The 25,653-nt window shown below is 61.7% G+C and carries 18 protein-coding genes and 1 tRNA gene; 11 read left to right on the top strand and 8 right to left on the bottom strand.

Annotated elements, in window-relative coordinates; genetic code table 11:
* Positions 1-7: 7 nt before the first annotated feature.
* The 3 genes from F6S87_RS07845 to F6S87_RS07835 all read right to left on the bottom strand — a co-directional run bounded on the left by F6S87_RS07845 (position 8) and on the right by F6S87_RS07835 (position 4,578).
* Positions 8-964, bottom strand: coding sequence for a TatD family hydrolase (locus tag F6S87_RS07845; RefSeq protein ID WP_163228109.1), 957 nt, complete (start codon positions 962-964; stop codon positions 8-10).
* A 167-nt stretch (positions 965-1,131) separates the two neighbouring features.
* Entirely contained in the window at positions 1,132-3,609 is a 2,478-nt protein-coding gene (locus F6S87_RS07840) for a glycoside hydrolase family 36 protein (RefSeq protein WP_163228108.1), read from the bottom strand.
* A gap of 246 nt (positions 3,610-3,855) precedes the next feature.
* Entirely contained in the window at positions 3,856-4,578 is a 723-nt protein-coding gene (locus tag F6S87_RS07835) for a hypothetical protein (RefSeq protein WP_163228107.1), read from the bottom strand.
* 907 nt (positions 4,579-5,485) lie between these two features.
* Between F6S87_RS07835 and F6S87_RS07830 the strand changes: the two genes are divergently transcribed.
* From F6S87_RS07830 to F6S87_RS07820, 3 genes are all read left to right on the top strand, one after another.
* Positions 5,486-7,636 (top strand): KUP/HAK/KT family potassium transporter, encoded by a 2,151-nt coding sequence (locus F6S87_RS07830; RefSeq protein ID WP_407925122.1) that lies wholly within the window; start codon positions 5,486-5,488, stop codon positions 7,634-7,636.
* A 189-nt stretch (positions 7,637-7,825) separates the two neighbouring features.
* Positions 7,826-8,695, top strand: a complete 870-nt coding sequence (locus F6S87_RS07825) for a class II glutamine amidotransferase (RefSeq protein ID WP_163228106.1) — start codon at positions 7,826-7,828, stop codon at positions 8,693-8,695.
* Positions 8,696-8,845: 150 nt separating this feature from the next.
* Complete coding sequence (locus tag F6S87_RS07820) at positions 8,846-9,751, top strand: HD domain-containing protein (protein ID WP_163228105.1); 906 nt, start codon at positions 8,846-8,848, stop codon at positions 9,749-9,751.
* A 327-nt stretch (positions 9,752-10,078) separates the two neighbouring features.
* Here F6S87_RS07820 and F6S87_RS07815 read toward each other — a convergent pair whose 3' ends face one another.
* Both F6S87_RS07815 and F6S87_RS07810 read right to left on the bottom strand, forming a co-directional pair.
* Positions 10,079-11,464, bottom strand: a complete 1,386-nt coding sequence (locus F6S87_RS07815; RefSeq protein ID WP_163228104.1) for an ATP-binding cassette domain-containing protein — start codon at positions 11,462-11,464, stop codon at positions 10,079-10,081.
* Entirely contained in the window at positions 11,461-12,927 is a 1,467-nt protein-coding gene (locus tag F6S87_RS07810; RefSeq protein WP_231129450.1) for an ABC transporter permease, read from the bottom strand. The genes F6S87_RS07815 and F6S87_RS07810 overlap by 4 nt, the downstream gene beginning before the upstream one ends.
* Before the next feature lie 422 nt (positions 12,928-13,349).
* Between F6S87_RS07810 and F6S87_RS07805 the strand changes: the two genes are divergently transcribed.
* The 5 genes from F6S87_RS07805 to F6S87_RS07785 all read left to right on the top strand — a co-directional run bounded on the left by F6S87_RS07805 (position 13,350) and on the right by F6S87_RS07785 (position 17,855).
* Complete coding sequence (locus tag F6S87_RS07805; protein ID WP_163228103.1) at positions 13,350-15,107, top strand: hypothetical protein; 1,758 nt, start codon at positions 13,350-13,352, stop codon at positions 15,105-15,107.
* A gap of 83 nt (positions 15,108-15,190) precedes the next feature.
* A complete protein-coding gene (locus tag F6S87_RS07800) occupies positions 15,191-16,534 on the top strand; it encodes a DUF2142 domain-containing protein (RefSeq protein WP_163228102.1) in 1,344 nt (447 codons plus the stop codon).
* A 65-nt stretch (positions 16,535-16,599) separates the two neighbouring features.
* Positions 16,600-16,845, top strand: coding sequence for a MerR family transcriptional regulator (locus F6S87_RS07795; RefSeq protein ID WP_163228101.1), 246 nt, complete (start codon positions 16,600-16,602; stop codon positions 16,843-16,845).
* Positions 16,846-17,253: 408 nt separating this feature from the next.
* A complete protein-coding gene (locus tag F6S87_RS07790) occupies positions 17,254-17,448 on the top strand; it encodes a hypothetical protein (RefSeq protein ID WP_163228100.1) in 195 nt (64 codons plus the stop codon).
* 71 nt (positions 17,449-17,519) lie between these two features.
* Positions 17,520-17,855, top strand: coding sequence for a hypothetical protein (locus tag F6S87_RS07785; protein WP_163228099.1), 336 nt, complete (start codon positions 17,520-17,522; stop codon positions 17,853-17,855).
* An 88-nt stretch (positions 17,856-17,943) separates the two neighbouring features.
* Here the strand turns inward: F6S87_RS07785 and F6S87_RS07780 are convergent.
* Positions 17,944-18,028 (bottom strand) — tRNA-Ser (locus F6S87_RS07780).
* Positions 18,029-18,367: 339 nt separating this feature from the next.
* Between F6S87_RS07780 and F6S87_RS07775 the strand changes: the two genes are divergently transcribed.
* Positions 18,368-19,564: an ATP-binding protein gene (locus F6S87_RS07775; protein WP_163228098.1), complete on the top strand. Its 1,197-nt coding sequence runs from the start codon at positions 18,368-18,370 to the stop codon at positions 19,562-19,564.
* A 200-nt stretch (positions 19,565-19,764) separates the two neighbouring features.
* Here the strand turns inward: F6S87_RS07775 and F6S87_RS07770 are convergent, their stop codons facing one another.
* Together F6S87_RS07770 and F6S87_RS07765 are read right to left on the bottom strand one after the other, a co-directional pair.
* Entirely contained in the window at positions 19,765-21,084 is a 1,320-nt protein-coding gene (locus F6S87_RS07770) for a glycosyltransferase family protein (RefSeq protein ID WP_163228097.1), read from the bottom strand.
* On the bottom strand, positions 21,059-23,068 hold the full coding sequence (locus tag F6S87_RS07765) for a hypothetical protein (protein ID WP_163228096.1): 2,010 nt from the start codon (positions 23,066-23,068) through the stop codon (positions 21,059-21,061). Before F6S87_RS07765 ends, F6S87_RS07770 begins: the two co-directional genes overlap by 26 nt.
* A 295-nt stretch (positions 23,069-23,363) precedes the next feature.
* On the opposite strand from F6S87_RS07765, the gene F6S87_RS07760 reads away from it, so the two are divergent.
* Together F6S87_RS07760 and F6S87_RS07755 are read left to right on the top strand one after the other, a co-directional pair.
* Entirely contained in the window at positions 23,364-24,506 is a 1,143-nt protein-coding gene (locus F6S87_RS07760; RefSeq protein ID WP_163228095.1) for an acyltransferase family protein, read from the top strand.
* Between the two features lie 77 nt (positions 24,507-24,583).
* Positions 24,584-25,570 (top strand): glycosyltransferase family 2 protein, encoded by a 987-nt coding sequence (locus F6S87_RS07755; RefSeq protein ID WP_163228094.1) that lies wholly within the window; start codon positions 24,584-24,586, stop codon positions 25,568-25,570.
* Positions 25,571-25,653 lie beyond the last annotated feature (83 nt).

Below are 25,653 nucleotides of genomic sequence, written 5' to 3'. Positions count from 1 at the left end.
GGCTTTCCTAGATCCCGTAGACGGTCCGCGTGGTCTCGCGGGTGGCGCGGGCGACGTCGGCGACGTCGAGGCCGAGGTAGTCGGCGAGCGAGGCGAGCGTGTAGGGGATCATGTACGGTGCGTTCGTGCGGCCGCGGTAGGGCATCGGCGTCAGGTACGGCGCGTCGGTCTCGACCATGACGTGGTCCAGGCCGACAATCCTCGCCGACTCGCGGATGCCGCCGTTGCCCTTGTAGCTCGACGTGCCGCTCATCGACAGGTACCAGCCGTGCTCGCGGGCGATTTCGGCCATCTCGGCGTCGCCGGAGTAGCTGTGGAAGACGGTGCGTTCCGGCGCGCCGTCGGCGAGCAGCGTCTCGATGACGGCGCGGTGGGCGTCGCGGTCGTGGATCTGCATCGGTAGGCCCAGTTCCTTCGCCAGCGCGATGTGCGCGCGGAATGCCTCGCGCTGCAGTTCGCGAGCCGACTCGCCGGTGCGGAAGAAATCCATGCCGGTCTCGCCGATCGCGACGACCTGCTTCGGATATTGTTTCGCGATTCGCGCGACTTCGGCCATCGCGTCGTCGAACGGCACGTCGTGCCACGGCTTGTACTTGACGGGCAGGCCGTCCGGTCCCGGCGCGCCGCGGTGGCCGTGCAGGACCGATTCGTTCGGGTGGATCGCGATCGCCGCATGCACGCTGTCCGGATGCTCCCGGGCCATGTCGACGGCGGTCATCAGGTTCGGCAGCTCGCAGCCGCAGTCGATAACGCCCTCGACGCCGACCGACGCCGCCTGCGCGAGCAGCTCGTCGACGCTGTAGACCGGCACTTCCGGCTGTCCCTTGCTGACGGCCTCGTGGCTCATCGCCGCCGCGAACGGCACGACCGACGCGACGTGCGTGTGGTTGTCGATGACATGGGCGTCCGCCGGTAACGCCACCGGCGCCGGCGCCCAGCTCCTGTCCCTGTGCTTCTTGCTCATGCCCACCAGTGTAGGCGCTGCGACATCCAGCAATACAAATCCCCTGGAAGGGGATCGCCGAGCGGCGTAGCCGCGAAGCGAGGGGGTCGACTCACGGAGCGTAATCGATTGCGTTCCGCAAGTCGACCCTCAGTCTCGCTGCGCTCGACAGCTCCCTTCCAGGCAGCTCAGATCCGGTACTTCCTTCGCACGGAGAAGATCCTCGCGGTGGGCTGGGTCAGGTCGGAGGCGGTGAAGCGGAAACGGCCGGGGACGCCGGTTTCCTCGACGATCCACGCGGCGGCGTCGGGCGCGCAGTTCGGCGTGACCGGCGGGAAGACCTGGCGCACCTCGATCTCGCCGGGGCCGTTGTCGCCGGCGTACGAGCCGAGGTCCATCTCGAAGGACGCGTCGCCGCCGCGGCGCCAGACCGTCACGTAATCGTCGACGTCGCCGGCCTTCAGCCCGGCGGCGCGGGCCGGCCAGATCGCCTCGGTCATCGGCAGGTCGTGGCGCAGGCCACAGGCGAGCCAGTCGCCGTGGAACTGCGGCAGGCCGGCCGGCCACCACGGCACCATGTCGAGCTGGACGCCGAGCACCTCGCGGTGCAGCTTCACGGCCGCGCGGACGAGCTTCAGCCGCGGCACGTCCATCTCGCCGATGAATCCGGACAGGTACAGCCGCCCCAGCACGCCGGTGGCCAGCGTCAGCACGGCCCGCTCGTCGTCCATGTCGGGCTGCGCGTAGCCCCAGTTGCCCTGCTGTTCCGGAGGAATCGTCAATCCGGCCGCCGCCGCGATGCCGGCGTAGACGACCGGGTCGCACTGGTCCGACGTCGACTGGATGTCGAGCCGCGAGAGCATCGCGTGATCGGCGCGCATGGCGCCGGAACCGCAGTTCTCGATCATGACATCAGGATGGCGGCGCCGCAGCTCGTCGATCCAGTCCTGCACGGCGCGGCAGTGGTCGAGCAGCGCGCCACCGACCGACTCGGCCATGTAGTCGGTGCCGGCGCCCGGCGTCGTGTTGTAGTCGAACTTGAAGTACTTGACGTCGAACTGCTCGATGAGCCGCTCGACGGTCGCCGTCGCGTGCTCGCGGGCGGCGGGGGAGCGGAAGTCGAGATGGTAGCGGCCCTCGTCGGACACGCGGCTGCCGTGCCGCTGGAAGAACGCGCTGTCCGGCAGCTTGTCGGCCATCGGGGACTTGACGCCGATGACCTCCGGTTCCAGCCACAGGCCGACGCCGAGCCCGGCCGCCTGGATGGCGTGGACGAGGCCGGCGAAGCGGATCGGGCCGAAGCGGTTCGTCGACGACTCCCATTCGCCGACCATGTCCCACCAGCCGCCGTCGTTGCTGTCGTACCAGCCGGCGTCGATGCAGAAGATGTCGGCGCCGGCGTGCGCCGCGCCGTCGATGAGCGGCAGCTCCTTGTCCGTCGTGGGGTCGCCGAACAGCGTGTTCATGTAGTCGTTGTAGACGACGACGTGCTGGTGTTCGGCGGCCTGCTCGAAGCGGCCGAGCTCGTAGGCCTTGACGGTGCGCATGCCGCGCCGCTTCATCGTCATCTCGGCGACGGCATGCTGCCAGTCGCCGGCGGCGATCGCGAACGTCGCCGTGACGGTGAAGCAGTCGTTGCCGGGGCCGAGCATCGTGAACCACTGGTGGTCGTCAAACTCCGGCCCATACGCGCTCACGCGCAGGCCCGGATCGTCCTCGCCGACCTCCCATTCCCACGGGCCGTTCTGCTCGATCTGCCACATCAGCGAAAACGGTGACGATTCGCGCTTCGGAGCCTTCGTCGCCGTCTGTCCCGGCGTCCATTCGACGTCGGGAACGAGCATATGTTCACGTGAACCACCGTCATCGGAAGAATCGTGCACGATTCCTCCGCGCGAATCGTTCCCGATATCGTGACCGGTCACCGATCCGGCGCCGGCCTCGATGATGCCGGCCGGCTGGTATTCGCCGGTCGACCATGTCGACGTCGAGCGGCGGGCGAAGCGGGCCGACGACATGCCCGGATTGACGCGCTGGTTGCGGTCCTTGAGCGTCGTGCGGCGCAGCGGCACGGCGTGCCAGTCGTTCTCGAGATCCCACGAGCTATCGCCCCAGTAGATCCGCACGTCGTCGTCGGCAATGCCGGCGGCCGCGAGCGGCAACGTGATGTTCAGCGACGAGACGGCTTCCAGCGGGAACGGACGGTCGCAGCCGACGACGGTGAAGCAGCGCACGGCGCTGATGCAGTCGAACGCGTCAAAGACGCTGACGACGACGAGGCCGGTCGACTCGTCGACCTGCCGGATGGCAAGCCGGTACTGGCCGACATGGCCCGATTCGTCCGGCTCGTAGCGGTACGCGCCGGCGAAGCGCAGCCGGCGGCCGGCCGCCGAGACGGCGAGCTTGAGGCGGTTGTCGGCGCCCGAGTCGAGCGACGAGCGCAGCTCGACGATCGGCTGGGCGTCCGGCTCGCCGGGAATGTCGACGGTCGCCGGCGCCATGCCGCGGCCCGACAGCCCGATGAGCCGCACCGGCGCGTCCGGCGTCGTCTCGAACACCATCGAGACGACGCCGTTGCCCCACTGGAACCGCCCGCGGCTGTTCGGCTCGATCTTCACCGCCGGCGTCGCCCCGTCCGCCGTTCTCGCCCGTTGTTCCTGCGTCATTGCCGACCTCCTCGTCGCCGATGTCCCCCTGCACTTGCTATCGGCCACAATACGGCAAGCTGTTTAATTATGCTGGCAATATTCCGTTCTTCTCGGCGATGGTAAAGAGAATCCCCTGGAAGGGGATCGGCGAGGCGCAGCCGAGCCGAGGGGTCGACTTACGGAGCATAACCGGTTGCGATCCGTAAGTCGACCCTCAGTCTCGCTACGCTCGACAGCTCCCTTCCAGGGAGCTCATATTTGTTGTCACAGGTCGTACAGGTACTTGACGAACGCCTTGACGTAGCTGCTGGAACTGGCATTGACGAAGCCGATCAGGGCGTCGGACTGGCCGCCGGATTCGGTCCACTTCGCCGACTTGGACAGGTCGAGGGCCATCGGCTTCGACTGGCCGGACGAATCGTCCATCTCGACGACGGCGCCGCGCGATTCCAGTGTTTCGAGCTGGTACGGCGTCAGCGCGTCGGCGAGCGGCTCGACGAAGCCTTCCTTCGCCTCGTGCTGGATCGTCGCCTCCGGGCCGACGAGCGTGTTGATCGAGTCGGCCGAGATCGCCGTGTTGAGGTCGTTCGTCTCGCCCTCCGCCTCGACCGAGTTCGCCGAGTCGGTTTCGTAGCCGTTGTCGAACTGGATGACGTCGCTCTTGAGATTGGAGTTCGACTTCAGGAAGCCGTCCTCGAGCTCGTCCATCTGCGACGTGGTTTCCGACATGTCGACGAACGCGACGCCGAGCTCGACGGTGCGCGGCGTGACGCACAGGTGCACGATGAACGAGACGACGGCGACGATGACGAGCAGCCAGCAGACGATCGCCCAGAAGAAATGCCGGTAGAAGTAGCCCCACTTGCTGCCCTTCGGCTGCCGCTTGTACGTCTCCCACTTCGACTCGTGCTGGCTCGGATCGTTCTCCGCCAGCTCGTCGATCTCCTCGCGCGTCCGCTTCGGCACCATGCCGCTGTTGTCCTGCATCGCCATCCTCCCGTCATCGCCCGTCCGTCGCGCCGGAATTCGGCACGATTCTTCCGTTCCAGTCTTTCACCTGGACGGCGGCGAGAGGCTCTCCACCGCAAGGAATTCCCCGCATAGCGCAGACTCCCTCTTCAGAGGGAGTCGGCGAGCGCGTAGCGCGAGCCGGTGGGAGTTCGCACGATGTCGCGTAGCGACGAGTGCGCGCTGGAACGCAAGCTCGCCTTCCAGCGCGCACTCCGCCTTCGGCGGTCGTGCGGACTCCCACCGAGTCGCGGCTTCGCCGCTCCTCGACTCCCTCTGAAGAGGGAGTGAACAGATGCCCGGCGACACGCCCGAAGGGGCCTTTGCGCCGGGAGTCAATTTGCGTAACGGGACAAAGAGTCTTAGTGTTGCACCTTGCGAAATTTTACCGGTGAGGCAATCCGCCCGCCCGGGGCTTCGCGGCACGTGATGCGACACGATGCCGGAGCGCGGGCCACCGAGAGACGGACTGCCATTCACGAGCGGACACGAAACGCGTCCCGAGACCGCACAGTCAGTGCGACGGAAGAATCGTGACAGATTCTCTCTTCCGAACCATCCCGCCACGTTCCATGACCCCCGCGAAGCATGCCCGGCGGAACTTTGTGAACGATGGAGGAATGCGATGTCTCAGCCATCCGGTGGAGATGCTGCACGGGCGCTCGCGGGCGCCGACGACTTTGACGACGACTTCGACGGCGCGACGGCCGTGAGCCATACCGTACTCACGCGCGAGGAGCGCGAGCAGCTGCTGCTCGACGGCGGGTCGGTCGCCGACATCACCGGCTCGGTGCCGGTCGTCGGTGGCAGCCGCGCGGAGGCCACCGGGTCGGCGGCCGCCGCGCGCAACGTCGGCGGCTGGACGTCGTCGGAAGACGAACGCGAGCTGCGCGCCAGCCGCGAAAACCGCGCGAACCGCACGAATCGCGCCAACCGTGCCGGCAAGACGGAAACGGGAGCCGCCGCGGCCGGCCGCGCGGAAGCCGACGGCGGCCGGCGCGGACCGGCGACGCGGCTGCGCGGCGCGTGGGAACGCATGCAGGCGAGCCCCGACAAGGCGAGCTGGGCGATGGCGCTCGTCGCGCTCGGCGTAGTCTACGGCGACATCGGCACGTCGCCGCTGTACGTCTGCCAGACGTTCCTCAACGGCCAGGGCGGCATCGCGAACGCCGACCACGAGAGCGTCATCGGCATGCTGTCGCTGATTTTCTGGACGATCACGCTGATCACGACCGTCGAGTACGTGCTGATCTGCATGCGCGTCGACAACAAGGGCGAAGGCGGCATCTTCGCGCTGTACTCGCTGATCCGCAAGTACGGCGCGTGGCTCGCCATCCCGGCGATGATCGGCGGTTCGGCGTTCCTCGCCGACTCGGTCCTGACGCCGGCGATGTCGATCAGCTCGGCCGTCGAGGGCTTGAAGACGCTGCCGGCGTTCGAGGAAATCTTCTCGGAGAACTCCGACCTGACGCTGATGATCACCGTCGTCATCCTGCTCGCCGTGTTCGCCGTGCAGTCGCGCGGCACCGAGCGGATCGGCAAGGTCTTCGGTTCGGTCGTCCTCGTCTGGTTCGCGTTCATCGCCGTCGTCGGCGTCGTCTCGCTGTCGCATAACTGGACAATTCTCGCGGCCCTCAATCCGGTCCATGGCATCCGTTTCCTGTTCAGCGACACGAACAAGGCCGGCATTGCGCTGATGGGCGCGATCTTCCTGTCGGTCACCGGCGCCGAGGCGCTGTACTCCGACATGGGCCACGTCGGCCGCGGCAACATCTACTTCACGTGGCCGTTCGTCAACCTGGCGCTGGTGCTGTGCTACTTCGGCCAGGGCGCGTGGATCCTCAACAACCAGGACAACCCGGTGTACGCGTCCGGCGCCTCGACGCCGAACCCGTTCTTCGCGATGATGACGCCGAGCGTCCGCTACGTCGCCGTGCTGCTGTCGGTCGCCGCCGGCATCATCGCGTCGCAGGCGCTGATCACCGGCGCGTTCACGATCGTCTCCGAGGCTACCGGCCTCAACTGGATGCCGCACATGCAGGTGCGCTATCCGGCGCGCACCCGCGGCCAGCTGTACATTCCGACCGTCAACATCGTGCTGTGCTGCGCCACGCTCGCCGTCATCTTCATCTTCAAGGACTCCGAGCACATCGCGGCCGCCTATGGCCTGGCATTGACGATCACGATGATCATGACGGCCATCCTCGTCACGTTCTACCTGTGGCATACGCGCAAGAAGGTCGCCGCCGTCGTCTTCGGCATTGTCTTCCCGACGATCATGGTCATGTTCTTCGCCGCGTCGATGGCGAAGTTCCTGCACGGCGGCTGGTTCACGATGCTGCTGACGCTCGCGATCCTGATGGTCATGTACACGTGGAACGAGGGCACGAAGCTCGAGCGCCGCCAGCGCCGCCACATGCGTCCGGAGGACTGCATGCCGGCCCTGCGCCGCCTGCACCAGGACGAATCGATCCCGCTCTATGCCGACAACATCGTCTACCTGACGGCCGATCCGGAAATGAAGCGCATCGACACCGACATCTTCTTCTCGATCTTCGCCAACCATCCGAAGCGCGCGAAGGCGTGGTGGGGCGTCTCCGTCGAGACGGCCGACGAGCCGTTCACGCGCGAGTACTCCGTCGAGAACTTCGGCACCGACTACCTGTTCCGTGTCAAGATCCGCCTCGGCTTCAAGATGCAGCAGAACGTGCCGGCGTACCTGCACCAGATCATGCACGACCTGATCAAGTCCGGCGAGCTGCCGATCCAGAAGACGAAGTACCCGAAGGTCGACGCCGATCCGGACATCGGCCCGATCCGCTATGTGCTGATCCACAAGGCGCTGATGCCGCAGTCGAAGGTCTCGCAGCGCGGCGCGCTGTCGCTGCAGATCAAGTACGCGATCCGCCACGTCGCCGGCAGCCCCGCCAAGTGGTTCGGCCTCGCCCCCTACAACCCGGAAGTCGAGGTCCAGCCGCTGTTCCTGTCCACCGCCCAGCCTCCGCACCTCAAGAGGGCCCCGCTGGCGAGGAAGTAGTTTCCGCCGTTTCCGGCCTGTTGCCTGTTTCCGGCCTTCTTGTCGATGTCGCAAGCCCGAGCTGTCAGCTCGGGCTTGCGACATCCTATGGGGAATTTTCCGGACAGATAACGCGTTATTGAATTTCCTGATAGGCGATTCGGACGGGCGAATCGTGTCCATGAAAGAAAACGAATAAAGTAGGCAGGTATGTGCAGGTTACTTGGATACGCGACGGCGAGTTTCAACACGAGTCTGCAGGAGGTGCTGGGGCTGGAAGCCACGGCGCAGTATCGCGGGCTCAGCGAGATTCACAACGATGGCTGGGGCGCGGCGCTCGTCAACGAGCCGGACCAGCCGGGCAACACGTACGACGGCGGCGAACCGACGCCGGAAACCGGCATGGCAATCTACCGCAACACCGTCGCGGCCCGCTTCGACTCGCTGTTCGACGACCTCGCCTCCATCCGCGCCCGCGGCGCGCTGTGGCACCTGCGCCTCGCGAGCTCCCACCTGCCGCTGATCCTCGAGAACCAGCAGCCGTTCTACGCCAGCGGCCTGAGCTTCATCCACAATGGCGACATTTCCGACGCGAACGGCGTCAACATCGTTCACAACCGCGACTATCCGATTTCGCACAATCTCGTCGAGGCGACGGGTGGCCGCTCCGATTCGGCGATCTTCTTCGCGATCGTGCTCGAGTACCTCGGCTTCGGCTTCGAGCTGCCGGAATCCGTCGCGCAGGCCGTTCGCGAGCTGCGCTGCGCCTATCCGCTCAGCTCGTACAACTGCATGGTCCAGAGCAAGGACCAGTTCGTCGCGCTGCATGCGTGCGGCCGCGACGGCACGCCGGCCCGCGTCCAGCAAGTCTACGATCACTACGGCCGCGGCGCCGACGCGAAGGACTACCGCATGCTGCGTTACCGCGGCGTCAAGGACGACGAGGGCAACGTGCACGGCGTCGTCGTCGCCAGCACCGGCTTCGGCCAGCCGGCCGCCGACGGTTGGAAGGACCTGCCGAACAACCAGATGATCATCGCCTCCAACAGGACCGGCGAGTTCAGGATCGCAAAGATCTGACTGTCACGGACCCCCTCTTCAGAGGGGGTCGAAATTGCGCAGCAATTTCGGGGGGAGTCGCACGGCGCCGCGTAGCGGCGAGTGCGCGCTGGAACGCGACAAATTTCACTCTCGCCGCGCGTCCGGCCGTTCGCACCTAAGATGAGGGGCATGACCCAGGGAACGATTCCAACTCTCGAAGACATCGACAGGATTCACCGCACGCTCGCGCCGAGCGACGCGGCGTACGAGCTCATCCACACGCATTGCGTCATCGTCGCGCAGATCACGCGGCAGCTCATCCACCGGCAGAACGCGCTGTTCATGCGCCGCTGCACATTGCCGGCGGACGCCGTCGAGCGCACCGGCGACTACGGCACCGTCGCCGGCCACGACATCCCGTCGCTGAACCTGCGCATTTCCGCGCCGTTCTGCGCGCCGACGTCCAACGACGTCGAGGAGGTCGAGCGGTGGGAGCTTTCCGGCACCGGCATGGAACACGGGAACGATTCGCCGGAAGAATCGTGCAATATTTCGAACGATTCGCCCACCACCGTGCCGGCGACCGACGGCGTGACCGGCGGCATGATTCCGCCGTACTATCTCGACGTGAGCCGGCCGGTCGTCGGCGCGCTGCTGCACGACATCGGCGCCTACAAGGTCCTCGAGCACGACGGATCCGACGGCGAGCCGCTCGAGTTCGACCGCGACAACTACATCAAGCACGGCATCATCGGCTACAACCTGCTGCTGGACATGGGCGTCGACGAGTCGATTGCCGAGTTCGCGCGCAACCACACCGGCGTGGGGCTTACACGCGAGCAGGTCCTCGCCGAGGGGCTGCCTATCCCGCCGGACGACTACGTGCCGGTCAACCTCGAGCAGGAAGTCGTCATGGTTGCCGACAAGTACCACAGCAAGTCGGTCCCGCCGCGCTTCGTGACGGCCGAACGCTACGCGAAGTCCGCCGCCCGGTTCGGCGACGCCAACCGCGACCGCTGGCTCGAACTCGTCCGCAAATACGGCACCCCCGACGTGCCGGCGCTCGCCAAGCAGTGGGGGATGGGGATCAAGTAGCTCCGCGATGGCCTCGTGATGGCCCATGGGTCCATCTTGGTTCCAGTTTGCCGTTGAAACTGGAACCAAGGTCATGTCCTGGGGCTCTCGGACAGTACCTTTTTCCAGCACGCCTTGGAAGCTGGAAAAAAGGTCATGTCCTGGGACTTCCGGACAGCACCTTTCTTCCAGCACACCTCGGAAACTGGAAGAAAGATGCTGCGTGATGCGCCGAAAACATGATTCTGGTTCCAGTTTGCCGGCAAAGCTGGAATGCAAGTCAACATCATGAACCCGAGCCGAAGAGGCTCGGGTTCATGACATCACGTGGGCAATGACGCGAAAGGATCAGTACCGCAGGTCGATGATGTTGCCGACCTGACGGGCGACGTCCTCGCTGGAGGTGACGACGATCACCGTGCGCTTCTTCGTGCGGGCCCTGACCTGCTTCTTGAGGAGCTTGATGATCTCGGCGCCGTCCTGCTCGTCGAGCGTGGCGGTCGGCTCGTCGGCGATGACGATGTCGGGGTCGCGGCTGATCGCGCGGGCGACGGCGACGCGATGCTGGTCCATGACGGACAGCTTGGCGAGCTTGACGCCCTTCGTCGCGACCGGCAGCGGCTCGCCGTTGTCGTCGACGCTGTCGGCGCCGAAGCCGACATGCTGCAGCAGCTCGCGGGCGACGACCGGCTTCGGCTGCAGGAAGTTGCGGTTCGACGCGTCCATCGCGTACAGCAGGTTGTCCTCGGCGTCCAGGTCGGGACGGAACGAGAACTGCTGCGTCATCAGGCCGATCCGGTAGCCGCGGATCTCGAGCGGCGCGATCTCGGCGAGCGACGTCGACTTCGTCATGACATGGCCGGTCGTTGGCAGCGTCATGCCGGTCATGACGCTCAGCAGCATCGTGTGCATCATCGGCGCGTCGTTCGGGATCAGCAGCGCGTACGAGTTGCCGGCGTCGCAGCGGAAGTTGACGTTCTCGAGCACTTCGGCGCCCGACTTCTTGTCGACGAGCGAGACGTTCGTGAACGCGAAGAGCGGGTATGCGCGGAAGACGGAGTTGTCGAGCTTGCGGCCGCGACGTCCGGTCAGCTCGTGGTCGAGCTTGCGGGAGACGGCGGTGGCGGTCTCGTGGTCGCGCGCCGTCGCGTGGCCGGACAGCGCGTCCTTCTTCGCGCCCTTGCGCGCCCGCAGCGTCTCGTTGACGCGCTTCGCGTTCTCGGCCGCGACGGTATCTTCCGTCGCGCGATCGCCGGCGTCGGCGGTGTCGTCGCCCGTTTCGGCAACGTCATCGGCTTCCTCGGCGACGATCGCCTCGCCGCCGTCGATCTCGTCGTCGACTTCGGCCTCGGCAATATCCTCGGCGACGTCGTCGGCCAGCTCGCCGTCGGCATCGCCGGCATCGTCGGCATCGGTCGCGTCGGCGACCGGCGCGATGTCGATGATCGCCTCGTCCTCGTCGAACGAGACGGAGAAGTCGACGGACTCCGGCGCCTCGTCATAGCCGTTGGCCGCGGCTTCGCCGGACGAATCGTTCCCGTCGGTCGAATCGTTCTCCTCGAACGATTCCTCCGTCCCGGCGGTTTCCTCGGCGGCAGCCTCGACATCGTCGTTCTCCGCGGCCTCGTTCTCGGTGGCGTCGGCCCCGGTCAGCGCGTCCTTGTCGTTGTCCTTCACGGCGTCCGTGTCCTTCCGTTCGTCGGTATCGGTGACGTTGTTCTTGTCGTTGCTCATGCGAGATCGCCGTCCTTTCCGGCGGCGGCGCCGTCGACGGGAGCCTCGTCCTGCGCCTCGGCGTTCGCCGCGACGTCGCCCTCGGCCTGTGCCTCGTCCAGCGAGCCGTCGTCATGGTGGCCGGCGGCGAGCGGGTCGGGCTGGAACGGCGTGACGAACAGCTCGTTCGCGTTGAAGAACGCCACGCGCAGCATCGCGATGATCGCCAGGACGATCGTGAAGCCGAGGCCGATCCAGACCGTCTTCCACATGATCGGCGAGCTGTTCCAGACGGTGTAGCCGCCGGCCATCGCCGTGTCGGCGTCGTGGACCGACAGGCCGCCGGCCAGCAGGCCGACGCCGAGGCCGAGCAGCATCGGGTAGAAGACTTCCAGCATGAACTGCCAGCCGAGGCGCGCCTTGCTGACGCCGACGGCGATCGCGTTGCCGATCTCCTCGCGGCGGGGCAGCGCGCCCCACAGCACGAGCGCGAGCATCAGCGCGCCGCCGATCGAGTAGAGCAGGATGATCGTCAGCCTCATCGCGGAGGCGAGGCGGTTGATGCCGGTCAGCGATGCCTCGTAGGCCGGAATCGTCGGCGTCGAGACGGCGAAGCCGTCGGGGATGACCTTGGCCTTCTCGAGCGCGGCGACGAACTTGTCGTAGTCGGACGGGCTCGACAGCGTGAAGACGATGTTGAGGTCCGGAATCGACCAGCCGGAGCCGTCGGTGATGTCGAGGCCGTCGGTGGCGAACGTGTAGTACGTCGTGTACAGCACGTTGTCGCGGTTGTCCTTCGCGAACTTCGCGTCGGAACCGTCGGCCGACGTGGCGTCGTCGGTGTACTCGTAGATGCCGGCGACGGTCAGCTTGTACGTCGTCTTCGCGTCGGTCGGGTTGCCGACGGTGATCTCGTCGCCGACCTTGATGCCGTTCTTGTCGGCCAGCGCCTGCGAGACGAGCACGCTCGTGCTGCTCGTCGACGTGTAGTCGAGGTTGTTGCCGGAGACGACCTTGTAGGTGCCGTATTCGTTGGCGGCGACGGCGTCGGCGGTGTAGAACGACTGCAACGTCAGGTTGCCGCCGGTCTTGTCCTCGCTGGCGTCCGACGTCGACGAATTCGTGATGGCCTTGACCGAATCGCTCTCGCGCACCGGCACCGACTCGGCGATCGAATAGCCCGGAGTCTCGCTGGTGGACGAGGAGGCGGCGTTGTAGATCGAGTTGTAGTCGTCCCAGCTCAGGTAGTTCTTCGTCCAGGAAGAATCGTCGCCGGAACGGTCGGCCATCTTCGCCTCCGTCGGCCGGATGACAGCGACCGGGGCGAGCGAATCGTAGCCGGTCGTGTTGGCCTCGTCGTCGGTGGCGATGGCGCACGTCCCGTAGATCGACCACATCGTGACGAGCAGCGCGATGACAAACAGCAGCGCCGTCCGCCATTTCCGGCGGCCAAGCGCGGCCCAAGAGTTCTTCAGAACGAACATTTGCGAACTTCTCCAGTGTCTATTTCTCTAGTTTTCAGTCACGATGCTCCCGTGACGATCGTCCACGGCCAGCTTACTGCACGCCGGTCGTGGCCTCCGGCCCCGTCGCGGCGGCAGATCCCGGCGATCGTCATTGAGCGTTCGACTGGAAATCTCTTCGGGAGTCACTGTAGACAATCTTGTCGTTTTACCTGAAGGAAATCTGAAAAACCGGACGGTTTCGGGCGCCGAAATGTGGAAAAACGCGCCGCCGGTCCACATTTCCCCTCGCCGGAGGCTGTCCACTGGCCGGACCGAACGGCCTGTGGGAGCGTGGTCGCCGTCGAAATTTGGCACGATTCCCGCCGCGGACAGCCGTGGCGGGGACGACGAGCCGGCCAGCGGAATTCCGGATGGCCGGCGCAACGGAAGGACAGTCAACGATGACGACAACGACGAAGACCAGGCAATTCAGGCTGCACCTCGACAGCTCCGGATTCCTCGCCGAGCTCGAGCGGCTCGGACGACGATTCGACGGGGCGCTCGCCAACGGCGCCGCGGGCGCCGCGACAAAACGGAAGAAGGACGCCGCGCCGGCGAAGGGCGGGGACGCGCTGTTCGACGTGGACGAGCTGGCGGACGGGGCGATTGTCGGCGACGATCCGCTCGATTTCGCGCCGTGCCTCGCCGGCATGAACCGTCCGGCGGAGCACGACGGCGCGGGGGAGCGTCCGGCGTTGCGGCCGGCGGCGGACTCGCCGGACCTCGCCGACCTGACGCGGCTGGCGACGGCGCTGTTCGGCGCGACGTGCTGGCCGATGATGATCGTCGGCGCCGCGCACGCCGGCCATCCGGCGCTCGTCGCCCGCGTGCACCGCTTCCTGCGGCAGACCGAGGCGCTCGTGCGCCGGCAGGGCCTCGCCGGCTGGCTCGCGATGCTGATCGAGGACGCGATCCTCGCCGCCGAGACCGACCGGCCGTCGCCGCTGATGCCGGTCATGCGGATCATGACGCCCGGGCAGGCCGTCGACCAGCTCGAGGGCGACGACCGGCGACGCTTCGGCACGAAGAAGCAGCGGCTCGCCGACCTCGAGACGTATGTCTTCGAGACGAACCGCATGGCCGCCGCGATCGTGCTGCGCTGGGGCGGCGACGACGAGGTAGGGGCCAACCGGCTCGCCGCATTGCTGCTCACCGACACCGGCCTGGGCCTGAGCCTGTTGCGCCACGTCGCCGGCGGTTTGTGCCGTCCCGATCCGAACGACCGCGCCCCGGCCGCGCTGCGCTACCTGACGCGACTCGACGTCGCCCTCGACCTCGACTACGCCCGCTGGCTGGCGCGACAGCACGGCGGCGAGGGCGAGGACGGAGCCGCGAAAACGGCGCCGGACGGCACCCGGGCCACGTTGCCGGACGGGGAAGGGAGCGTGGCGGACGAATCGTCCGACAATAATGGCGAGACCGAAGCCGACCTGCTGTCGCGACGCTACCTGCGCGACGTCGACCGGCTGCTCGAGGCGTGCGACGAGCTGTGGGAACGGCGCACGCACGACGCGACGGCGATGCTCGACGAGGTGCGCGCGGGGCGCACGGCGCCGCGAATGCCCGTCTGGCACAATCCCGTCGCGCTGCGGCGCGTGCTCGACTCGCTCGTCGGCTCGTGGGCCGGGTCGATGCTGCAGCAGGGCTTCGAGACCCGCGACCGCGCGCTGTTCGACGCCGGCGCGTCCTACCTGTGCGACGCCCGCGAGCTGGTCGACGGTCTCGGCCTCGGCTTCCTGCCGATGATGACGATGACGACGCTCGCCCTCCAGTTCGAGTCCAACGGCGGCTCCGTCGGTCCCGCCGCCACTGTCCTCGCCCACTGGCCAGCGATCACGTTCCTGCCTGGCCGCGACGAAGGCGGCGGCAATTCCGGCGGCGACGATTCATCCGGCGATCCGGCCGGCCGGCGCATGACGAAAGGCAAGCTGAACGGCTACCTGCGCGCGTACGGCACGCTGTGCGACGACATGGCCACCGTCATGCTCGACCGCATCCCCGACCCGGCGCAGGCCCGCAAGACCGCCCTCGCCATCCTCTGCGGCGACCAGCACGACCAGACCGAAGCCCTGCTCCCGCTATGCACCGGCGACGTCTTCACTGCCGGTGCTCCTGCCGGTACCGACAACCCTGCCGGCGCCGTCGACCCCGTCGACTGATTCCTTGCCTCCTGCATGTCAAGAAGGAGCGGAAGATAGTTCGAAAGTAAAGTATTGTCAGGCGTCGGAAGGGCGGTGAAGTCATGGTGAGGGCGCGGCATGCTTCGGGAATCGAGGAAATCGAGGACGGGGAGCGGATTTCGGGCATGAGCTCGGACAACACTCCCGCGGTCGAATCGTGCCAGCAGTTTCCTTTTCGCAATTTCTGGACGGTGCCGGCGTTCTACTTCCTGCTGACCGTCGCCGCCGGCGTGCCGATCGTGCTCGGCGACACCAACGCCGACGGCTACAACGACGCGGGTGCCCACTGGAACCGCGTGCTGATGTTGCTGGCCGGCCACGTGCTGCCGCAGGTCGATCCCGACAACGGCAGCCAGGTCGGCTACGCGACCGGCGGTGGGTTCGTCGCGCTCAACAACACCGCCGTCAACTCGCCGTTCCTGTACTGGCCGAGCCTGCTGTCCGGCGGCAACCGCACGCTTGCCGCGCTGCTCACGCTGCTCACGTCGGCCGCCGTCGTCGCGCTCGCGATCCGCCTGGCCGGCCGCTTCCAGCTGCTCATGGCGGCCGCCGCGCTCGTGCCGATGACGTTCCTGTCGTTCGTCTACCCGACCGCCGACGCCGTCACCGTCTCCGTCTCGTTCCTCTTCATCGGCCTGATCCTGTACCTGCTGCAGCGGCCCGGGCTGCGGCCGGTCGACTGGGTGGCGCTGTGCGTCGTGGCCGTCATGCTCGGCCAATTGAAGGTCACCTGCGTGCTGCTTGTCGCCCTGGTGCTGCTGCTCGCCGGCAAGCTCGACGGCTGGAAGAAACTGTGGCTGGCCGTCCCCGCCGTGTTCGCGGTGGCCAGCTGCGGACTGTGGAACCGGCTGGTGTCCGGCTTCGCGCCGGCGCCGGGCCGCGTGTCCGCCGCCGACTACACGGCGCTCAAGTCGTACTGCCTGTCGCATCCGCTTGCCGTCGTCAGGTCGCTGCTGGCGACAATGTTCATGCCGCTGAACGATTCGACCGAGACGATCGACGGCGTCAAGGTGAACATCCAGCGCAACGTGCAGCTGTTCACCGGCTCGGAGGGCACGCCGCTCGGGTCGGTCGTCATGGTGCCGGTGCTGCTCGCCGTCGTGCTGCTCGCGGTGTATTCGGTGTCGCTGGCCCGCGTGCGGTCCACCGTCTCGCAGGTGGTGATGGCCCTCATTGTCGTCGGGTTCTTCGCGGCGACCGTCGTCGCGATGCTGGCCAGCTGGACCGGCTCGGTCGGCGGCTACGCCGAGGGCATGCAGTCGCGCTACTTCATCCCGGTCCTGCCGTTGTTCTTCCTGCTGTTGCCACGATTCTTCCGCTGCGACCGTCCCCGTTTCCTGCTGGCCTGCTGCGCTGCCCTGATCGCCTGGAGCTACATCGGCCTCGTCGTCGCGCACCTGTGGTGACTGGTTTTGCCGTTTCCAGCTCTTCCTGATTGTTGTAATTTTGTGATTGGATTACAAGGTTGCGCATGACGAAGCAGGTAACTGGCTTTCGAATGTTTCGAATATTGACGATGGACTGGAGGCAGCTGTTGGAAGAAGAAGAGATTCCCTCCACGAAGGCGGGGCGTCATCGCCGGGTCAAGCCGGACGACCTGCACGAATACGCAAACAGGCGTCATCGTCTGAACATGGAACTATTTGCGTCACTCGCTGAAGACGAGGATCCGTTGGCCACGGCGGACAATCCGTTGATCCGCAAGAAGGAAGCGTGACAATGAGGTTCCCTGTCTTTTGATACCTGCGCACTATATGGCAGCTTGGTGAACAAGGTCATTCTCAACTTGGCCGAAGCCCGGTTGTTCATTCCATATTGGTCGGAAGACGTCCTCGTGGAGTTGGAACGTAACCGTCTTGCTTTTCCGGAAAACCGGTACTTCCTGTCAGCCTCGCCCGCGAGCGCGCTGCGCTCGCTATCTTCCTGCCCGTTAACTCCACAACATCGCACAAAATCCGCCAGATGACACCCAACATAATGGGTGAATCCAACCCATGATCGGGCCTCTTTAGCTGAGCGGACAACCCGCCTTACCGCAAGCTTTGCGCTGCCCTACCGTTGAAGCTACCAACCCCCTGGGGAGTTGGAACAGTAGAGATTAGGGGAGAATCAAGGAAGATTCGCCATGAAGTGGATGCGTACGTTGGAGTCTGTCGCCCTCGCTGCGATCACCGACGCGGTGATCATGGGAATCGTCGTGGGCGTCGCCCACATATGCGATTTTCGTCTTGACGATACCGGAGTAGTGGGATCCCTCGTCTTCGGCGCCATCGGCTTTTCCATCATCTTCTACCAGTGGCTTTCCACGAAGCACCCGTAATCGAAGCGGCGTAGTCCCGTCGTTCCCCCTGCATGAGTCATCCAGTCGCACTAGAAAACGAGGCGATATCAATGGTACTGACAGCGCGCATCAAAGACATCATCGTAAAGAACGGCGAGCGCACCGCCCGCTATCCCTTCACGGCCCACGCGGCCGCGGTGCTCTACACACTCATAAGCGCGGCAGTGATCCTGCCCGACCCTATCGCCAGCCACAACCGGCTGCTGACCTGGCTGTCCGTCATCGTCTTGATCGTGATCTTCGTCCTCGACGAAGTGGGCATCTACTGGGTCCGGGCGAACCATGATGATGCGACTACCATGCGCCGCTCCCGTGCGCTGGTCTGGTTTGCGTTGGCAGCGGCGGTCATCCTGCTCGCCGTCTGCCTGCCCGTCATCCTCACGTGAACCACAGCGCGGCGCCTTGGGCAGGGTTGGGAGACTGTCGTTTCGGCATGAAAAAAGGGTTTTCGGAGAAGTCCGAAAACCCTGTCGGCGGAGGATGCGAGATTCGAACTCGCGAGGCTGTTACACCAACACGCTTTCCAAGCGTGCGCCATAGGCCACTAGGCGAATCCTCCAGTGTTCCTCTTCAGAGCAACTCGAATAATCTACCTCCGTTGTCGCGGCAAGGCAAGAATCGGCGTGTCGAATGAATGCGTAGCCGTGGAATTATGCCTCAGGTAAATGTGTTTTGCCTCACCTTCAACTCGGAAAGAAGTGCAGGTCCAGCTTTCTTGCTTGTTGTGGCAGTCGTTTTCAAGGGTCTACAAATGTGAATGAAATTAATAGGTTCTTACCGTGACAATGCAGGATTTGTCACCATAGCTAATGAGGGTTTCGTCATCATCTCCAATGTAGGTTTTGTCATAACTGCTGGTAGGGTGTATTTCACCTATTTATTTCATTGATGAAAGGGAATGGTGATTGTGACGGATACTGTCTATGTTTCTCGCACTGTTCAGGCACAAGTCGAGCAGTTGATGCAATGGTATCCGGTGGTGTCAGTTACAGGCCCTAGGCAAAGTGGCAAGTCCACGATGCTGCGTCGTCTGTTTCCTGACTATGATTACATCAACCTTGAACGTCTGCAAAATCGGCAGGCGGCACTTCTTGATCCTGCCGGTTTCATAGAGGATAGGCCAAACCATCTCATTATTGATGAGGCGCAATATGTTCCCGATTTGTTTTCTAGCATTCAGGCTGTTGTCGATGAACAGAAAATCAAAGGCGAGTATATCCTTTCGGGCTCGCAGAATTTCCTGTTGTCAAAGAATATCCAGCAGTCATTGGCTGGTCGCGTTGGCATAGTCAAAATGCCACCATTGACTTTTTCCGAAATCGTAGCTGGAACCTCGGTTATCGACGATCTTGACGCTGTCGATGAGTTTACGTTCCGTGGCGGCTATCCTGAACTTGTAGTCAATTCCATTCCGTCGCGAATCTATTTCCAGAATTATGTTGACACCTATATTGCCAGGGATGTCACGCAATTTCTTGACGTGAGGAATCGAGATGACTTCATACGGTTCTTGAGGCTCTGTGCCGAGAACGCGGGGCAGACTATCAATTATGCGGCCATGAGTAGCGTCCTTGGTGTTGATTACCGCACTGTCAAGGCATGGATCTCCATTCTGGAATCTAGCTACATTACGTTCCACCTGCAGCCCTACCATTCCAACGGAACCAAGCGCCTTGTTAAAACTCCCAAGCTGTATTTCTACGACACTGGATTGCTATGCTACCTTCTCAATATCGATTCCTCGCGGAGCATGCTTTTGGATCAACACTTCGGCGCCATTTTCGAGAACATGGTCATTGCGGAACAACTCAAAACCCATCTTGATCGGGGATGGGAACCGCGGCTGTTTTTCTATCGGGACCAGCAGCAGCGTGAAATCGATCTTCTCGACTTTACGATGCCTGACCAGCACCAGATTGTTGAAATCAAATCGGGACGAACGTATCATGAACGCTTCTCACGTCACCTGAGAAGCGTGGGGAATGAATTGGGCATTCCTGCTTTTCACCGTCACGTCGTGTGTCGAACGGAAATGTCTTTCCGCGATGGTGATATCGCAATTGACCCCGTTAACAAATGGCTTATCGACCAGTGACAACCAAGCGGATAAAACATATTGGAGTAACATCCTCGCGAGTTCGAATCGCGCATCCTCCGTCATCGACCCCGAGTCATGGGCCTTTTGCTTTGCGGTGTAGGGACGCTGAAGCTTGTCGGTCTGTAGCTCAATTAGCCTCCTTACAGTGCGTGGAAGAGTGCTGCAACGAATGCGATTCGTCTTTTCTACCGTCATGCTCACCATAGGTGGGCGATCACCGTTCCAATGTAGCTCCATGCGATCAGGGCGCCGCAGAACCAGAGTAGAAACTTGGGGCGATCACAGCGGAAGAATCGTGGAATGAGGAGGAAGGCTACGGGAATGACTGGCAGAAAGTAACGGAACTGCATCCCCCAGGCGTATCCTCCGATGGAACCGGTCCAGCTGATAAGCAGGGCCGTGACGGTCGCGACGAAGAAACCAACGAGGACAACGGCGGCGATGCCATTGGAAAACCAGGAGCGAAGATGCGCCAGTGATGCCGAGTAGAGGGTGAGAAGCACAATCGCAAACAGTACCGGCACCATAGTGACGTTCCCCAATTGCGTGCCCTCAGTAGCGGTAAACAATGTCAGGTTACGCTGGGCATTGACAGGAATGCCGTTGACATTTTCCGTCGAGAGGTTTAGAGGCATGAACGCCGTTTTGAAAATCGATGTAATCCACGCCCACGGTTGCTGTACGCATTCCCATTTAAGTTTTGTATAGTCGGCGTATGAAACCATGAATGGGGCAGGGGCGAACCAGGAGACTTGGCGGCTCCACAACCACGATGAGGTGGCTGCCAGCATAACTGGCGCCATGAGCCAAAATTTCTTCCAGCCGGAGAGTTTACGGATGAGCAGCAACACTAGCAGAATGAGCACTATTGCTGTCATCTTGATCTGACCCAGCATGACCGATACCGCACATAGCGCCACCCAATGGTGCCATCGCAACTGTGGTTGTTGCAATAAGAACAGAACGAGTCCGATGAACAGGAATGACGTTGAATCCGTGACGGCATCGGCGGTTGGGTAAATCATCATCAGAAACGTCGCCGGAAGGATGGCGGCTGCGAACAAGAGGATCTGAAAGCGTTGAGCCAGCCATATGGCCACGGCAATGACCGCTGCCGATAATACCAGCGTAAGCACGCTAGCCACCTGTTGTCTTCCTCCCGATAGCAGACTTGGCCAGTATAGAAACGGTGAATTGATGGCCGTGTTGTTCAGGGTGACAAATCCGCTGCTGGTTGTGTACCCGACATACTCACTGTTGCCAGGGCTGATGGATGGGACGATGTGGCCGGCGAGAATCATCGACACGCGTTCCCAGTGGGCGGCAGCATCGTTGAAATCGGCTTTCCCGGTATCCCAGAGACTCAGCGGGACGCCTGCGGTCACCGTTAGGATGAAATAAGCCAGTGGCAGGATCCAAAAATTTCGGAAGGGAAATCGTTGTGACGATTCTACCGACTCTTCCGTGGTGTAAGACTGTCGGTTAGGTTGTCTATTGCCGTTTGAGTGCTTGGCCATGTTCATAGTCCTTCTCTCTTAGAAACACCTTAGTCGCCGTGCCAAGGCAATTCCCTAGACGTCCAGCTCCGTACGCGGCCATGGGGAAAAGTAGCAGGAAGAACGGGAACGTATAGACTCCCTTGGCCTCCCAGACGATGTAACAGGTAAAGCCGCCAATGAATGCCGCCGTTAGGAACGTTCCCGTAAAGATGGTCGGGATGGGGAGTGAGCGGAAGTGCTGGCGGAGGAATCGCGCTAACAGGAAGATGAGACCGACGAAGGCGAGGAGATAGAGCAGACTTTGACAGACGTTGACGTAGCCGCTAAATAGCGACGTCTGGTCGGCGCTAAGAATTTTCGCGAGCAGTCCATCGAAACTGCTGCCGGAGACCGACAGTTCCGAGAAATAGCGGCTTTGGAATGTCGGTTCCGCCCATTCGCCCTCGAATTTATTGAGAAAGAATGAGAACGCAGCGTCAAGATTGGTGAGGAAAAAATGGAAACGTTGGGTCAGGAATGCGTTGGTGATTGCCTTCTGCTCGGCGAGATTACCGTTTGATTCATTGAAGATATCGAGGGCGATGCCGGTCCAGAATCCCTGCATGTTCGCGCCTGGCAATGCGGCTGTCGCGTTTGCTGTAGAGGGGCGTTCGCGCAGACCGATGACCAGCCATGAACTCATCGGCATGCCGTCTCCAAAGGAATAACCGGCAAATCGTTCCAGAATGTGTTCCGGAATGATAGTAGCCTTCGTAGTCAACGCGCCGAGGACGATAGCCACTGGCATCTGCCAGTAGCAACACATACGCCATGCGGTGAATACGACGGCAATAATGGCGGCGAGGACGATGATGATGAACGTAGTCTTGAACACGACGCCGGCCGCACACAGACTGAACCCGGCGATGATGGCGGCGACGCTCGCGAGCGGACGTCGGATGTCCGTCGATTTCGCGAGTATGACGACACCGAGTAGAACGAACATGAAGCCGGCCATGTTGGTGTAACAGAACGAGCACATCATCATGAGCGGGACGCAGGTGATGGTGAGGATGGCGAAGGGCAGTTGAACGGGAGAAACGAGTGTGGTGAGACTGCTGCGACAGTGCCGAGTAGAACGCGGAGTACGTGAATGGGATGAATCGTTCCAGGAGAATGCTTTGCGGACGGTCATGGGACTGTCAGACATGAGCATGCCAGTCAGTGACCACAGACAGGCTACGATGATGACCATGCATGCCGCGTTGACCATCTGGAACGCGACATAGTTATCGGCCCCGAAGATTTTGAAGACGAGGGCGAACCACATCGCCGGCCCTGCCTGGAACGGATACAGATGCAGGTAGGTGTAGATTGCTGGCGTATTCGACGCGCAGTAGTAGGCCGGTGTCGACACTCCATCGATGCCGTTGACGTTGCATGCACCCTTGGCGAACTGCGAGATATCGCCGGCGTTCCAGGCGTTGGCAATGGCGGCAAGGCTTTTCGTGTCGGCTGCTGGGTACGCTTGTGTGTTCATCATCGCCACCCATGCCAACTGGACAATGGCAACGACAGTAAGCATGACATTTCGGACGGTGCGTTCCGGTACGCGCTGCAGCGACGACAACAAGGCAGCGCCGACGACGATGGCTATCATGACCAGTAGGCCGAGCCAGAATACGGCCGACGGCCAACCATGGTAAAAGTGCATTCTTTGCGTGAGGAATTCCGGACCATAGAGAATCGGTTCGCCGGTTTTCTCATTCGTGAGGATATCAGTCGAACCGTTGCCCTCTCCGGTACCCTTCGTCACGCGGATGATATACGCGGTGCAAGCGATCGACAGCACGGTCAGGAAGGTGACGATGAGGAGCTGAAAGATGAGCGCGAGTGAGAGAAGAATATGAGGAAGTGTGTCCGCCAGAACACGATGGGCGGTCGTCATATGTGAAGAGACGATGTGTTGTCGTTGTCTGGCCATCCGGTCATCAAGTGACTCGGACATGGTGATGTGAATCATGCTATCTTCGTCCCTCCCTCGAATATGGACCATGGTACGGTACGCTGGTCGGTGCGGACTGATTCTCGCTGGTGGAGAAGAGGGGAAGTGCCATCCTGACACTGGATCGCCTGATGGCTATGTCAGTAGCGACCATCTTGAAGGCGTTGGAAAGAGTGCTCTTTTGGAATGCCTGATGCTGGCAATGCGGAGCGAAGTCGACGAAATATGGCGAAGCCACGGAATAGGATTACTGGATTGATAACCAGACTTTTTTGAGAATTTTTCCTATTTCCTGACTTGGAGGATCACGACGGTGAGTGTCCAGCGCATCCGCTTCTTCGACATCGCTAAAGGCGTCGGCATTCTATGTGTGGTGCTTGGCCATGCTTCCATCGAGACAGCAAACGTTTATCCATCAAACATGGCCGAGTTTTTCTACTGTTTCTGCTTTTCGTTCCATATGCCGTTGTTCTTCATCCTTTCGGGTTATTTCATGCACCCGGAACGCAATTTTCGCTGGCTCAAGGAAAGTAAGCAACTCATCTTCACCTACATCTTGGCCACATTTGGTGTGGTGTTGCTCGCAGGATTAGTGGCGTATATCTGTCATGCTGGTGTCGTCGAAACGATGAAGTTCTGGATGAAAGCGGCCTGGTATGGAAGCGGAGACGTCTCGGATATGACCCTTTGGCATGTTGAGGGCCGCATTGGCGCTATCTGGTTCTTACTTGCCATGTTCTGGGCACGCCTGATCATGCATGTATTTGCTCGGTTGCCCTACACCAGCGTCTGGGTGTTCGCTTGCTTCGTCGCTGGCTATGTGATGTCGCGTAATCTATGGCTACCATGGAGCATGCAATCCGGCATGTGCGCCGTAGCGTTTGTTTATCTCGGTTATCTCGCTCGTAAACACGAGGTAATGGGATATGTGAAGAAAAAGCCGTGGCTGTGGGCTGTGGTTTTTGTCGTCTGGGCATTGGCGATCTATAAGTTCACCGGCTTCAGCATGGCAATGAATCAGTATGGTCAATATCCGGTGCTGGCTATTATCGGTTCAATTGCCGGCACTCTGTGCATTGTCGGCGTTTCCAAGATGCTGGACAGGGTATCGCTTGCTGGTGCCATTTTAAACCGTGCAGGCACTGCTACGCTTGCTATCCTGTGCGTACACATTGTCGAAGATGATGCATTACCGTGGACGCTCATCATTACCGAAGTGCAGGAACATCTTTCTGGCTTTCCGATTGTCTTCGTCATCTTCGTGCTTCATCTGGTGATCGATCTGCCCGGCGCCTGGGCGCTATATTACATTCCGGTGATCAATACATGGTTCTATCCGCAGTTGGTGAAGAAGCGTATCTTCGACCCTGACATAGAGCCTGTATCGCGGTCAGTGAAATCGGGGATGGACATCAAACATTCGGAACATTATATAACCCAAATGGACGAAGAATAGAGTCTTTCGAGGTACTCCGTATGAACGCGACCTGATCGCTGGTGAAAAGCTCACGGCATTAATGGAAGAGGTGAAGTATGCCTGAGAAGCAGGATAAAGAGGCTACTGCATTGCGCGAACCTCCATATCTTGTTGTGACAGTACCCTGCTACAACGAAGAGGCAGTGCTTGGAGAGACATCAGAAGTGTTGGCGGCCAAACTTGAAGAACTAATCAAGGCAGGTCAGGTCACGGCGGAAAGCTCAGTGCTATTCATCGATGATGGCTCACAGGATGCCACGTGGTCAATCATAGAGCGGTTGCACGAGGCTAATCCTATCCGCTTTCATGGGGCCAAACTTGCTCACAACAAAGGACATCAGAATGCATTGCTCGCCGGTCTCACATTGGCTTATCAAAATGGCGAGGACGTCGTTGTCTCAATGGATGCCGACTTGCAAGATGACCCGAATGCCATCGATGAGATGGTCAGGGATTACCGTGAGGGCGTTGAGATCGCCTATGGCGTACGGGATAACCGCGACGCAGACACTGCATTTAAGCGTGGCACTGCGCACATGTTCTACAAGGCGCTTTCGGCGATGGACACCGATATTATTCCCGACCATGCCGATTTTCGCTTGATGAGTCGCAAGGCGTTGGCTGCCCTCCTCAATTTTCGAGAGGAAAACCTGTTCTTGCGTGGCATCGTGCCGTCAATAGGCATGGAACACGCTGAGGTTCATTACAAACGCGGTGAACGCCATGCCGGCGAATCGAAGTATCCGTTACACAAGATGGTGAGTTTTGCCGTCGAAGGCATCACGTCTTTCTCCACGAAGCCGCTGACAATGATCACTGGGCTGGGCATTGTTTCTGTGATCATTGGCCTGATTATGCTCATCTACACGGTAGCGTCCGTAGGCATGGGCCATGCTGTCGCCGGTTGGGGGTCGATGATGGTCTCGTTGTGGCTCATCGGCGGCTTTATCTTGCTTGCTCTTGGAGTCATCGGCGAGTACATTGCCAAGATCTATCAGGAAGTCAAGCACCGTCCGCGTTTCATCATAGAGACGACGATCTGAACAATTCATGCTGGACAGACAGGGGTAATCGTCCTATTGTGATTCCGCTCTAAAGCGCGAACTCATGCCGTGTGACTATGATG

Source organism: Bifidobacterium choloepi (assembly GCF_010667615.1).
GTDB lineage: Bacteria > Actinomycetota > Actinomycetes > Actinomycetales > Bifidobacteriaceae > Bifidobacterium > Bifidobacterium choloepi.
Note: the sequence above shows the minus strand (reverse complement) of the source record. Positions and strands in the feature narration are given on the sequence as shown.

Bases quoted from the DNA above. Each gene is read 5' to 3' on its own strand.
- F6S87_RS07815 (WP_163228104.1), bottom strand. From the start codon at position 11,464: ATGAGCAACGACAAGAACAACGTCACCGATACCGACGAACGGAAGGAC.
- F6S87_RS07770 (WP_163228097.1), bottom strand. From the start codon at position 21,084: ATGGCCAAGCACTCAAACGGCAATAGACAACCTAACCGACAGTCTTAC.
- F6S87_RS07810 (WP_231129450.1), bottom strand. From the start codon at position 12,927: ATGTTCGTTCTGAAGAACTCTTGGGCCGCGCTTGGCCGCCGGAAATGG.
- F6S87_RS07765 (WP_163228096.1), bottom strand. From the start codon at position 23,068: ATGATTCACATCACCATGTCCGAGTCACTTGATGACCGGATGGCCAGA.
- F6S87_RS07800 (WP_163228102.1), top strand. From the start codon at position 15,191: ATGGTGAGGGCGCGGCATGCTTCGGGAATCGAGGAAATCGAGGACGGG.
- F6S87_RS07840 (WP_163228108.1), bottom strand. From the start codon at position 3,609: ATGACGCAGGAACAACGGGCGAGAACGGCGGACGGGGCGACGCCGGCG.
- F6S87_RS07845 (WP_163228109.1), bottom strand. From the start codon at position 964: ATGAGCAAGAAGCACAGGGACAGGAGCTGGGCGCCGGCGCCGGTGGCG.
- F6S87_RS07805 (WP_163228103.1), top strand. From the start codon at position 13,350: ATGACGACAACGACGAAGACCAGGCAATTCAGGCTGCACCTCGACAGC.
- F6S87_RS07795 (WP_163228101.1), top strand. From the start codon at position 16,600: ATGACGAAGCAGGTAACTGGCTTTCGAATGTTTCGAATATTGACGATG.
- F6S87_RS07785 (WP_163228099.1), top strand. From the start codon at position 17,520: ATGGTACTGACAGCGCGCATCAAAGACATCATCGTAAAGAACGGCGAG.
- F6S87_RS07775 (WP_163228098.1), top strand. From the start codon at position 18,368: ATGGTGATTGTGACGGATACTGTCTATGTTTCTCGCACTGTTCAGGCA.
- F6S87_RS07825 (WP_163228106.1), top strand. From the start codon at position 7,826: ATGTGCAGGTTACTTGGATACGCGACGGCGAGTTTCAACACGAGTCTG.
- F6S87_RS07835 (WP_163228107.1), bottom strand. From the start codon at position 4,578: ATGCAGGACAACAGCGGCATGGTGCCGAAGCGGACGCGCGAGGAGATC.
- F6S87_RS07790 (WP_163228100.1), top strand. From the start codon at position 17,254: ATGAAGTGGATGCGTACGTTGGAGTCTGTCGCCCTCGCTGCGATCACC.
- F6S87_RS07755 (WP_163228094.1), top strand. From the start codon at position 24,584: ATGCCTGAGAAGCAGGATAAAGAGGCTACTGCATTGCGCGAACCTCCA.
- F6S87_RS07820 (WP_163228105.1), top strand. From the start codon at position 8,846: ATGACCCAGGGAACGATTCCAACTCTCGAAGACATCGACAGGATTCAC.